The 11,514-nt window shown below is 43.9% G+C and carries 12 protein-coding genes; all 12 read left to right on the top strand.

Annotation, left to right across the window (positions count from 1 at the left end; translation table 11 throughout):
- The coding region (locus A3757_RS11270; protein WP_369819545.1) for a uridine monophosphate kinase at window positions 1-374 on the top strand (374 nt) is incomplete at its 5' end.
- A 37-nt stretch (window positions 375-411) separates the two neighbouring features.
- Window positions 412-969, top strand: coding sequence for a ribosome recycling factor (gene frr / locus A3757_RS11265; protein WP_068508225.1), 558 nt, complete (start codon window positions 412-414; stop codon window positions 967-969).
- A 75-nt stretch (window positions 970-1,044) separates the two neighbouring features.
- Window positions 1,045-1,803 (top strand): polyprenyl diphosphate synthase, encoded by a 759-nt coding sequence (uppS, locus tag A3757_RS11260; RefSeq protein WP_068508246.1) that lies wholly within the window; start codon window positions 1,045-1,047, stop codon window positions 1,801-1,803.
- Between the two features lie 20 nt (window positions 1,804-1,823).
- Window positions 1,824-2,654 carry a phosphatidate cytidylyltransferase gene (locus tag A3757_RS11255; protein WP_068554112.1) on the top strand — a complete coding sequence of 277 codons (831 nt, stop codon included), beginning with the start codon at window positions 1,824-1,826 and terminating at the stop codon, window positions 2,652-2,654.
- Window positions 2,655-2,698: 44 nt separating this feature from the next.
- On the top strand, window positions 2,699-3,895 hold the full coding sequence (ispC, locus tag A3757_RS11250) for a 1-deoxy-D-xylulose-5-phosphate reductoisomerase (protein ID WP_197470010.1): 1,197 nt from the start codon (window positions 2,699-2,701) through the stop codon (window positions 3,893-3,895).
- 22 nt (window positions 3,896-3,917) lie between these two features.
- Window positions 3,918-5,288 (top strand): RIP metalloprotease RseP, encoded by a 1,371-nt coding sequence (gene rseP, locus A3757_RS11245; protein ID WP_068553758.1) that lies wholly within the window; start codon window positions 3,918-3,920, stop codon window positions 5,286-5,288.
- 25 nt (window positions 5,289-5,313) lie between these two features.
- Complete coding sequence (gene bamA, locus A3757_RS11240; protein WP_231878258.1) at window positions 5,314-7,641, top strand: outer membrane protein assembly factor BamA; 2,328 nt, start codon at window positions 5,314-5,316, stop codon at window positions 7,639-7,641.
- 39 nt (window positions 7,642-7,680) lie between these two features.
- Window positions 7,681-8,187, top strand: coding sequence for an OmpH family outer membrane protein (locus A3757_RS11235; protein WP_068508219.1), 507 nt, complete (start codon window positions 7,681-7,683; stop codon window positions 8,185-8,187).
- A gap of 28 nt (window positions 8,188-8,215) precedes the next feature.
- Window positions 8,216-9,253: a UDP-3-O-(3-hydroxymyristoyl)glucosamine N-acyltransferase gene (lpxD, locus tag A3757_RS11230; RefSeq protein ID WP_068508218.1), complete on the top strand. Its 1,038-nt coding sequence runs from the start codon at window positions 8,216-8,218 to the stop codon at window positions 9,251-9,253.
- A 56-nt stretch (window positions 9,254-9,309) separates the two neighbouring features.
- Complete coding sequence (fabZ, locus tag A3757_RS11225; RefSeq protein ID WP_068507400.1) at window positions 9,310-9,750, top strand: 3-hydroxyacyl-ACP dehydratase FabZ; 441 nt, start codon at window positions 9,310-9,312, stop codon at window positions 9,748-9,750.
- Entirely contained in the window at window positions 9,750-10,559 is an 810-nt protein-coding gene (lpxA, locus tag A3757_RS11220) for an acyl-ACP--UDP-N-acetylglucosamine O-acyltransferase (protein WP_068508215.1), read from the top strand. Before fabZ ends, lpxA begins: the two co-directional genes overlap by 1 nt.
- Before the next feature lie 6 nt (window positions 10,560-10,565).
- Window positions 10,566-11,514 (top strand): lipid-A-disaccharide synthase (gene lpxB, locus A3757_RS11215; protein ID WP_068739625.1); only part of this gene is annotated, 949 nt, incomplete at its 3' end.

The raw sequence follows: 11,514 nt of genomic DNA, 5'->3' as shown, positions 1-11,514 counted from the left end.
CGGTTAGAGATCTTAAAGATGGTGATGTTGTAATATTCAGCGCAGGAACGGGTAACCCTTTCTTTACAACTGACTCTGCTGCATGTCTACGAGGTATTGAGATTGATGCTGATGTTGTATTGAAGGCAACAAAAGTAGATGGTGTCTACAACGCTGACCCGATGAAAGATCCGACAGCCGTGAAGTATGATGCTTTGAGTTATGATGAAGTCTTGGATAAAAAGTTAGGTGTAATGGATCTAACGGCAATTTGTTTGTGCCGTGATCACAATATGCCTGTTAGAGTATTTGATATGAATAAGCCTGGGGTTTTGCGCAGTATTGTAGTGGGTGAATCCGAGGGTACATTGATCGAGGCAGCTGCCGACGAATAAGATCGAGCCAGTTATATAAAGAATAAAGGAAAGATATATGTTAGATGAAATTAAACAAGATGCTGAAGAGCGTATGGCAAAAAGTATTGATGCGCTAGGTGTTGCTTTTGCCAAGATTCGTACTGGTCGAGCGCACCCAAGTATTTTAGATAGCGTATCAGTTTCATACTATGGTGTAGATACACCGCTAAAGCAGGCGGCTAATATTAGTGTTGAAGATGGCAGAACTTTGGCAATCTCTGTTTGGGAAAAACCAATGGTGCCAGTGGTCGAAAAAGCGATTATAGCAGCTAACCTCGGCTTAAACCCGTCAACTTCTGGTGACTTAATACGTGTGCCAATGCCAGCTCTAACAGAGGAAACTCGTAGGGATATGGTTAAGCTAGCAAAAGCAGATGCCGAGAGTGCAAGAGTATCTGTTAGAAATATTCGCAGAGATGCTAACTCCGATATTAAAGAACTTTTGAAAGAGAAAGAGATTTCAGAAGATGAAGAAAAAAGAGCAGCAGATGGTATCCAAAAACTAACTGACACTTATGTTGCTAAAGTTGATGCTTTATTGCAGGAAAAAGAATCAGACTTGATGGAAGTATAAAAACTGCCTGTTTCGGGCGAAAGTGTGTCCAATGCTTTCGCTCGTTAAATTTCGTGTTATTAAGTATTGGGTTGGATAGATAAATTGAGTGAGCACATTCCTCTAAGCTCAGGGAGTAAACCTAGACACGTTGCTATCATTATGGATGGTAATAATAGGTGGGCTAAGCAGCGCAAAAAGATAGGGATTTCTGGGCACAAGGCAGGCGTAGATGCGGTTAGAGATGTCGTTAAAGCTTGTGTTGAGGAAGATATAGAGGTGCTGACTCTATTTGCCTTTAGTAGTGAAAACTGGAGGAGGCCCGCCGAAGAGGTTGGTGCGTTAATGAAGCTTTTCCTTTTTGCCTTGCAGCGAGAAGTTAAGAAACTGCACTCAAATAATATCCGCTTGCGAATTATTGGTGATCGAGAGCCGTTTAGTGATGTGCTTCAGGAGCATATGGCGAAAGCGGAAGAACTAACAGAAAATAATGATGGTATGACTCTGGTCGTTGCCGCTAACTACGGTGGGCACTGGGATGTCGCGCAAGCGACGCGGAAAATTGCCCATAAAGTTGCTTCCGGCGAGATTGCGGCTGAAGATGTGAGCGAAGACTTAATTCAATCACATATCTCTTTGGGTGACTTGCCTTTACCTGATTTAATGATTCGCACTGCGGGTGAGCAGCGCATCAGCAATTTTATGTTATGGCAATTGGCCTACGCAGAATTCTATTTTTCCGATTTGTACTGGCCCGATTTCAAGAAGGAACAGATGCTGGAAGCCTTAAAAGCCTATGCTGGACGAAAGCGGCGCTTTGGGCAAACTGATGATCAGTTGGATCAGGCCGAGTAAATAATCACGGGACTCTTTTTGTGTTAAAACAACGAATAATTACAGCTTTAATTCTTGCTCCACTTGTTTTGGGGGGTGTTTTTTTACTGCCTCCAGAGTATTTTTCTTGGTTTGTCGCAGCTATTGTTATTTTAGGTGCCTGGGAATGGGCTAACCTTTCAGGCGTGAGCGCTTCTGCAGCGCGAGTGGTTTATGCTCTCGTGATGGCGGTTTTCCTATTTTTGCTTGTCGGCAGTATGTCTCTTCCCTGGGTATTAACACTTTCTGTTGCATGGTGGGCCTTGGCATGTGTTCTGGTCATGACTTTTCCAGAATCATCTTCCCTGTGGAAGGGGAAAATAGTTCAGTTACTGCTTGGTTTTGTTGTGCTTGCTCCTTTGTGGAAGGCTTTAGTTTTTCTACGCTCAAGTGAATATGCGCCCTTAGCTGACTTAAATGTTCTTTGGCTTATTTTTTATATCTTGATGTTAGTGTGGGCCGCGGATACGGGGGCTTATTTCGCTGGCCGAGCTTTTGGTAAGAAGAAATTAGCACCAAAAGTTTCCCCTGGAAAATCGTGGGCTGGAGCCTGGGGCGGTCTGGCTGCTTGTCTATTGTTATCTCTGATTGCTAGTAATTTGCTAGAACATAATTTCGCAATGACTATACAGTTTGCAGTCATTTCAACTATTACTGGTTCAATCTCAATAATTGGTGACTTAACAGAGAGTATGTTTAAGCGACAACGCGGTATTAAAGATAGTAGTAATCTGCTTCCTGGTCATGGCGGTGTGCTTGATCGTATTGATAGCTTGGTTGCCGCGATTCCAGTGTTTGTCTTTGCTTTATACAATCTCTCTTGGGTCGCCTAGTGTTATTCTACTTTTCGCAAACTCTCAGTAATTCAGGTTATTAAGTGTCGACTATTCAAAGTGTATGTGTCTTGGGGGCGACCGGCTCTATTGGTCTAAACACGCTCGACGTGATTAGTCGGCACCCAGACAGGTATCGGGTATTTGCTCTGACGGCGCATCGCAGTGTCGAGCAAATGCTAGCTCTGTGTTTGAAGCACTCCCCAAGTATTGCGGTTATGGTGGATGAAGATGCTGCGCAATGCTTGCAGGGTGAGTTGCTAAAACATGCTTCTGATATCAAAGTTTTGGCAGGTGCGGAGTCTCTGGAATGTGTGTCCGCACATGATGATGTTGATGTCGTCATGGCTGCAATCGTTGGTGCAGCCGGGCTAGAGGCGAACCTTGCTGCTGCTAGAAAAGGTAAGAAAGTTTTACTAGCGAATAAAGAGTCCTTAGTTATGTCTGGCCAGCTCTTTACGGAAGAGGTGAGTCGTTCAGGTGCAACGCTATTGCCTATCGATAGCGAGCACAACGCGATATTTCAATGTCTTCCTGGTTCCTATCAGTGTGGCCAGTCTTTAGAACGAGAAGTGCAGCGTGTATTGCTCACTGCCTCAGGTGGGCCTTTCAGGGGGTGGTCTCGTGATCGCCTTAGTACGGTGACGCCAGAACAGGCCTGCGCACACCCAAACTGGCAGATGGGAAGTAAAATCTCAGTAGATTCTGCCACGCTTATGAATAAGGGTTTGGAGCTAATCGAAGCGTGTTGGTTGTTCGATATCAGTCCGAAAGATATCGAGGTTCATGTTCATCCTGAGAGTATTGTTCATTCCATGGTTGAATACTTGGATGGCTCGGTCATAGCGCAAATGGGAAGCCCCGATATGCGTACACCAATTGCCTATGGCTTGGCGTGGCCCGAAAGAATTGCCTCAGGTGCCATTTCATTAGACTTATTTGAAGTTGCTCAACTAAACTTTGAAAAGCCTGATCTTGAAAACTTTCCCTGCCTTAAGTTGGCTCAAGAGGCTTTTGATGTTGGTGGTACTGCGTGTACGGTCTTAAATGCTGCGAATGAAGTTGCTGTCGCGTCCTTTCTAAAAGGTAATGTCTCCTTTACTGCTATCCCTGATATTATTGCGTCAACATTAGAAGATGCCTCAATCGCTCCAATAACATCAGTTAATCAGATATTGTCTGTTGATGAAGAGGCTAGAGTTATAGCTCAACAGCAAATAATGAAGAAGAAACGGCCTTAATGAAGATGAGCCAGTATATTTAATGACACTGATTCAGACCATACTCTCGCTAATTATTACGCTTGGTATTCTAGTTACGATCCATGAATATGGACATTACTGGGTTGCCAAGCGTTGTGGTGTCAAGGTCCTACGATTTTCAGTAGGCTTTGGGCGCCCGATTTTTATGTGGAAAAACAAGGATGGAACCGAGTTTGCCATTGCTAGTATTCCTTTAGGTGGCTTCGTCAAGATGCTTGACGAACGCGAAGCCCCTGTAGAAACCGCTTTGCTTCCTTATGCTTTTAATCGCAAGCCTGTCTCGCAGCGTATTGCGATAGTGTCAGCAGGCCCTATCGCGAACTTTCTATTTGCTATTGCAGCTTACTGGCTGATGTTCATTATTGGCTTCAGTGCCTTGACTCCAACAATAGGTGAAATTGATCAGGAGTCCGTTGCAGCAAGGGCTGGTTTGTATCCTGGTCTTGAAATAACTCAGGTGGATGGGCGAGATACTCTGAGTTGGCGCTCTGTCAGTATGGCTTTAGTGAACCGTATCGGCGACAGCGGTGATATTGAATTATTCGCTAAGGCTGGTGCTAGTGACACTGCTGATGGTTATACATTAAGTGTTGAAAACTGGATGTTGGACCGTGAGCCACATGGACTGCTTAAGGACTTAGGTGTCCACCCATTAAAGCCGCCTGTTCCCGCAGTAATGGGGAGTGTCTTAGCCGATAGTCCGGCTGAACAGGGTGGCTTAAAAGCGGGCGATAAAGTAATTGAGGCCGGCGGTAAAGTTATTGAAGACTGGTTTGCTTTTGTCGATGTAATCAAAGTCTCTGCTGAAAAAGATGTTGTCGTTAAGGTTGAGAGGAGTGGAGAAAACAATGGGCTTATTGTCGAGACTCTGTCACTTAGACCAGAAGTATTTATACGTGAAGACGGTGCCTCGGTTGGTCGTTTAGGAGTCAGTGTTCAGCCCTTTACTTACCCGAAAGAGATGATAAGAACGATAAGCTACGGTCCTCTTGAATCCCTGATGCAGGCGAGTGAACAAGTTTGGGCTGATTGTGTTATGACACTTAACGCGATCAAGAAGATGATTATGGGCTTAATTTCTCTTGATAACCTGAGTGGCCCGATAACCATCGCTCAAGTAGCAAGTGAGTCTATCGAGTCAGGTTCTGAAGAGTTTTTGCGTTTTCTAGCTTTATTAAGCGTAAGCTTAGGAATCTTAAATTTACTGCCCATTCCTGTCTTGGATGGAGGGCATATTTTTTACTATTTGATCGAAGCTGTAAAAGGCGAACCACTATCTGAGAAATGGCAGGTGTTGGGTTTAAAAGTAGGGGTGTCATTTATATTGATACTTATGTCTCTAGCTTTATATAACGATATTATGCGTTTGTAGTGGTTATTCATTAATAGGATTGTCTGTGTTTGGCGTAAAAAAAATAATTCGTAGTTGGCTTGCTCTGAGCTTATTGATTCTAGCTATCGCCCCCTTAGCTGCTAAAGCAGAAGCTTTTATTATCAATGATATTCGTGTTGATGGTCTTAAGCGGGTATCAGCCGGTTCGGTATTTTCTGCGTTTATCCTAAGTGTTGGTGAGACTGCTAGTGAAGAAAAGATAGTTGAAGCAAGTAAGGCGCTATTTAAAACCGGCTTGTTTACAGATATCGAAATCGCCCGTGAAGATAGAGATTTGGTCATTATTGTTCAAGAGCGCCCCTCAATCTCGAAAATCGAAATTGAAGGAAATAAGGATATCTCTGAAGAAGATTTGCTGGAAGGGCTCAAAGCTGCCGGGATGGCAGAAGGAAAAGTATTCAAGCGGGTAACGCTTGAGCGTCTGGAGCTCGAAATCCTTCGCTCTTATGTTACACAAGGTAGATACTCTGCTTCTGTAGAGGCCGAAGTTAAAGAATTACCTCGCAACCGTGTGGCAATCAAGTTGAATATCAACGAAGGAGAAGTTGCCTCAATTCTTCATATCAATATCGTTGGTAACCAAGCATTTTCTGATGAAGAACTAATTGAGCTGATGGAGCTCAAGATGCCAAGTTTTTGGTCAGTATTTACCAGTGATGATAAATACTCAAAAGAAAAGCTGAGTGGCGATTTAGAGCGTATACGTTCTTTCTATCTGGATAATGGTTATATCAAGTTTGCCATCGAGTCGACTCAAGTTTCGATTTCACCACATAAAGAAGATGTTTTCGTTACGGTTAATATTTCAGAAGGCCCGTTATATACGTTAAAGGACTTCGACTTGAAGGGAGACCTTGTTCTAGAGAAGGAAGTGTTAGAAAAGCTTGTTATGTTAAAACCGGGTGACGTATTTTCACGTCAGAAACTGACACTTACATCTGACCTTATCTCTCGTGCTTTAGGTGCAGAAGGTTATACTTATGCAAATGTTAACGCTATCCCTGAGGCGCATGATGACTATAGCGCTTCGGTTACTTTCTTTGTTGATCCTGGTAAACGGAATTATGTAAGAAGAATCAATTTCCGTGGTAACACTTCAACACGTGATGAAGTCTTACGGCAGGAGATGATTCAAATGGAAGGTGGGTCTGCATCAACGGACTTGATCGAAGGTTCTAAAGCTAAGCTTGAGCGTTTGGGCTTCTTTAGTACTGTTAATATTGATACGCCCTCAGTACCGGGCACGTCAGATCAAATTGATGTGAATTACTCGGTTGAAGAAACTTCATCCGGTAACCTTTCTGCAAGCTTGGGTTTTTCTCAGGGTTCCGGTTTTTCACTTGGTTTGAGTGTTTCTGAAAGTAACTTTTTTGGCTCCGGTAAGAAGGTCTCTTTTGGCGTGAATACCACTGAGTCCGTTAAGTCTGCTAACTTTTCCTATCTCGATCCTTACTTCACTGTCGATGGTGTGAGTCGAGGGTTTAGCTTTTTTGCTAGAAAAACTGATTTTGACGAAGATGACCGTTCAGATTTTGTTATCGATGAAACGGGAGCATCGGTAACCTTTGGTTATCCTATCAACAGTATTTCTCGCTTGAAGTTCACTTTTGGTTATACCAATACTCAGCTATCTGCAGGTGAGGATGTGCCGCTCGGAATCAATACTTTTGTTTCTGAATATGGTACGAGTTTTAATACTTACAGCTTTACCGGGTCATGGACCAGAAGCACATTGAATCGCGGGCAGTTTCCAACGCGCGGGTGGGGACAGGGCCTAACGCTTGAAGTGTCGGTACCTTTCAGTGATCTATCATTTTATAAACTTAACTACCGCTCAAATACCTACTTCCCAATCGATAAAGATCATGACTTTGTATTCAGGATTCGCAATAAATTGGCGTGGGCTGATGGGTATGGTGATACCAGCATACTTCCATTTTACGAAAACTATTTCACCGGTGGTATTACTTCGGTGCGAGGTTATCAAAGAAATTCGCTTGGTCGTCAGTCGGTTCCTAGTCAGGCTGGTGGGTCTACAGACCCCTTTGGCGGAAATCTCCTAATTGAAAATAGTGCTGAGTTGATCTTCCCTGTACCGTTTGTGAAAGACCAGCGATCGCTACGCCTATCGTACTTTGTTGATAGTGGTAATGTTTTTGATACAGCAAGGGGATATGATTTTGATGGGAATGAGATTCGTTGGTCGACTGGCTTGAGCTTACAATGGATAACCTTTATCGGGCCCTTGGGCTTCAGTTTTGGTAAGACGATTAATGACATTCCCGGGGACGATACGCGGTTCTTCCAGTTCTCCCTAGGGCAGCCTTTCTAGTTACTAAGTAAACATAAAATAGATCGTTGGAGGTCTTTAATGAAATTATTTAAGCAAATTATTTTGATGGGAAGTATTGCTTTCTTCTCTATGTCGGCACTTGCTGAAATGAAGATTGGTCTGGTTGATATGAGAGCTGCCTTATTTTCTTCAGATGCAGCAAAAGAGTTCACTGAGTCAATGGTGACCAAATATAAAAAACAGGACCTTGAAGTTCGTGCTATCGGAGAAGAAGGTCAGCGCTTGGAAATGCGCTTAAAAAATGACGCTGCAATTATGAGTGATAATGAAAGAGCGAAAATGGCATCTGATCTTGAAGAAGCGATTCAGGAATATAAGTACCGCAAAGGTAAGCTTGATAAGGCTTTGGCAGAAAGACGGAATGAGTTTTTGAGTGATTCAAAGCCCAAAATCGATCAAGCGATCAACGAGCTAGTAAAAGAAGAAAAACTGGATTTGTTGATTCCTCGTGAAGCGGCTTTATATGCCAATCAAGAAATGGATTATACAAATAAAATTATCGAGAAGCTTAACAAGCTAAACTGATCTTTCTATATTTCGTGAGTTTAATCAGATGAAGCAAAATGCCTTTACCTTAAAATATTTGGCGGACTATGTGGAAGGAGAGGTTCGAGGTGATGCGTCGATAAGCATCTCGGGCCTTTCGACTCTGCAGTCGGCTAAGTCAGGTGATTTAAGCTTTTTAGCGAATCCTGCCTATGAGAAATATTTAGCGGATAGCCAGGCCGGTGCCGTGATTGTTACCCCTCAGGTAGCCGAAGCATACGATGCAGATTTGATTATTCATGATAACCCTTACCTGGCGTATGCGCGTTTAACTCACTTGTGGGACAGTACCCAGCTTGACCTTAGTGCGGGTTCAGATATCCACCCTTCGGCTGTTGTGCATGACACTGCTGAGGTCGCTGAAGGCGTTTTTGTGGGAGCTGGCGCAGTAATTGGTAAAGGTGTTTTCTTAGGGGCTGGTTGTGTAATTGGTGAAAATACGACAGTTTCTGATGACTCGCGGATAGGTGAATGCACTCGACTTTATCCAGGCGTCAATATCTATCACGGCGTGACGATTGGTGCGCGCTGCATTATTCATAGTGGTGTCGTGATAGGCTCAGATGGATTCGGCTTTGCTCCTAATAAGGGAGGCTGGGAAAAAATAGTTCAGCTAGGTGGTGTTGTAATTGAGGACGATGTCGAAATCGGGGCTAATTCGGCCATTGATCGTGGAGCTTTGGACAATACAGTAATCGAGAAGGGCGTTAAGCTCGATAATCAGATTCAAATTGCTCACAATGTCCGTGTTGGCGAAAATACTGCCATGGCAGCATGTTGTGCTGTTGCGGGGAGTACGACGATCGGAAAGAACTGTGTTATCGGCGGCGCAAGTGGTATAGCGGGTCATTTAACGATAACTGACGATGTGCATATCACTGCAATGACGATGGTGATAAAAAGCTTGAGTGAGCCTGGCGTGTATTCGTCTGGAACGGGCGTTCAGCCTAATGCTCAATGGCGGAAAAGTATTGCAAGACTTCGGCAGCTCGATAAAATGGCTGGTCGTTTAAAAGCATTAGAGAAGATTGTTGCCGACAAGTAAATAGTTTTGATCTGCTGGCGATACTGCCTGAACTTGCTTTAAAAGAGTCGAATCTCATGATTATGGATATCAATGACGTTAAAGAATATCTTCCTCACCGCTACCCTTTTTTATTAGTGGATCGAGTTACAGAGGTTAAAGCTGGAGAGTGGATCAAGGGCTTTAAAAATGTGACGGTAAACGAAAACTACTTTCAAGGACATTTCCCTGATCAACCAATCATGCCTGGTGTGCTTGTGCTGGAGGCACTAGCGCAGGTTTCAGGCATACTCGGCTTTATTACGACTAACAAAAAGCCAAGTGAAAACTTAATACACTATTTTGCCGGAACAAATAAAGCGCGCTTTAAAAGGCCAATTGTTCCGGGCGATCAACTGGTACTAGAATCTCATTTGATTGCAGCAAAGCATAACATCTGGAAGTTTGACTGTACTGCATATGTAGATGGTGAGGTTGCTTGTATTGCAGAAATTATGACAGCGGAGCGAGAACGTTAATGACAATCCACCCTGATGCCAAAATCCATTCAGACACTAAAGTTCACCCTCAAGCAATAGTAGAAAAGGGGGCAATAATTGGTGCTGGTGTGGAAGTTGGTCCTTGGTCGTATATTGGTGAAGGTGTCGAGATAGGGGAAGGTTCACAGATACTTTCTCATGTGGTTGTTAAAGGGCCGACAACGATTGGTCGGAATAACAAGATCTTTCAGTTCGCCAGTGTTGGAGAAGAGTGCCAGGATAAAAAATATGCTGGAGAGCCTACCCGATTAATTATTGGCGATAATAATATTATTCGTGAAAACTGTACTATTCATCGCGGTACTACTCAGGACCAGTCGGAAACGATCATTGGTAGTGATAACCTCTTCATGGCTTATGTACATGTAGCGCATGACTGTGTTATCGGTGATAACTGTATTTTTGCTAATAGCACAACCCTGGCGGGCCATGTTCATGTTGCAAGCAATGTGATTTTGGGTGGCGGAACGATGGTTCATCAGTTCTGTAAGATCGGGGCGCATAGTATGAGTGCTGGCGGGAGTATTGTTCTACGTGATATTCCTGCTTTTGTCATGGCTAGTGGTCAATCTGCCTCGGCTCATGGTCTGAATACCGAAGGTTTGAAGCGAAGAGGGTTTACCGCTGATGATATTCGGGAGCTAAAGCGTGCCTATAAAGTTATCTATCGTCAAGGCTTGAACTTGAAGGATGCGCTTATTGAGCTAGAAGAGGCAGCGGCTTCGTCTGCACATGTTGCTCACTTCGTTGAAAGTATCAAGAACTCATCTCGGGGCATTATTCGTTAGGCTGATATGAAGGGTAGCGCTGAAGAACACCAATCGGTTCAAGAACAACTTTCAGATAACGTTGTATCTGAACGTCCAGTGACTATCGCAATGGTAGCCGGTGAAGCCTCCGGAGATATTTTAGGTGCGGGTTTGATCAAGTCCCTGCTTAAGCGTTATCCCAATGCTCGGTTCGAAGGTATTGGTGGCCCTTTAATGCTAGCTGAGGGTTTTAACTCTCATGTACCAATGGAACGGCTTTCTGTTATGGGGCTTGTTGAGGTGCTTGGGCGTATTTTTGAGCTGATTGGTATTCGGCGTCGCCTAAAACAACATTTTCTAAAATCACGCCCGGATGCTTTTATTGGCATTGATGCCCCTGACTTCAATATAGGCTTGGAATTGGCCTTGCGCAAAAAGGGCTTGAAAACCGGTCATTATGTTAGCCCCTCTGTTTGGGCATGGCGTCAGAAGCGTATTTTTAAAATAGCGCGTGCAGTCGATCTGATGTTGACTCTCTTTCCGTTTGAGGCAAAATTTTATAAAGCGCATGACGTTGCAGTACGATTTGTTGGTCACCCTCTGGCTGACAGCATTCCAGAACATTCAGATAAAAGCTCGGCTCGTGAGGCTTTGGGCTTGGATCAAAATGCGAAACTGGTAGCACTGCTTCCCGGAAGTCGAGCAGGTGAGATTTCTTATATAGGTAAGAGCTTTCTTGATACTGCGTGTTGGTTGTATGAGCGCGACCCCAATATCAAATTTGTTTTACCTTATGTTAATGAGGCGCGCAAAGAGCAAATTTTATCCTTGTTAGACGATTGCGAGGTAAACCTGCCGCTAACCTTGATTTCAGGTCGCTCGCGTGAGGTGATGGCTGCAAGTGATGTGATTGTATTGGCGTCGGGCACTGCAACGCTCGAAGCGATGCTGGTAAATCGTCCAATGGTTGTATCCTATCGTGTCTCCAAGATTA

The organism is Oleiphilus sp. HI0117 (assembly GCF_001635235.1).
The sequence above is the reverse complement of the archived record's forward strand: the minus strand, read 5'-3'. Positions and strand labels throughout refer to the sequence as shown.

Excerpts from the sequence above, each read along its gene's own strand:
- frr (WP_068508225.1), top strand. The coding sequence starts at position 412 with ATGTTAGATGAAATTAAACAAGATGCTGAAGAGCGTATGGCAAAAAGT.
- rseP (WP_068553758.1), top strand. The coding sequence starts at position 3,918 with ATGACACTGATTCAGACCATACTCTCGCTAATTATTACGCTTGGTATT.
- A3757_RS11235 (WP_068508219.1), top strand. The coding sequence starts at position 7,681 with ATGAAATTATTTAAGCAAATTATTTTGATGGGAAGTATTGCTTTCTTC.
- lpxD (WP_068508218.1), top strand. The coding sequence starts at position 8,216 with ATGAAGCAAAATGCCTTTACCTTAAAATATTTGGCGGACTATGTGGAA.
- fabZ (WP_068507400.1), top strand. The coding sequence starts at position 9,310 with ATGATTATGGATATCAATGACGTTAAAGAATATCTTCCTCACCGCTAC.
- lpxA (WP_068508215.1), top strand. The coding sequence starts at position 9,750 with ATGACAATCCACCCTGATGCCAAAATCCATTCAGACACTAAAGTTCAC.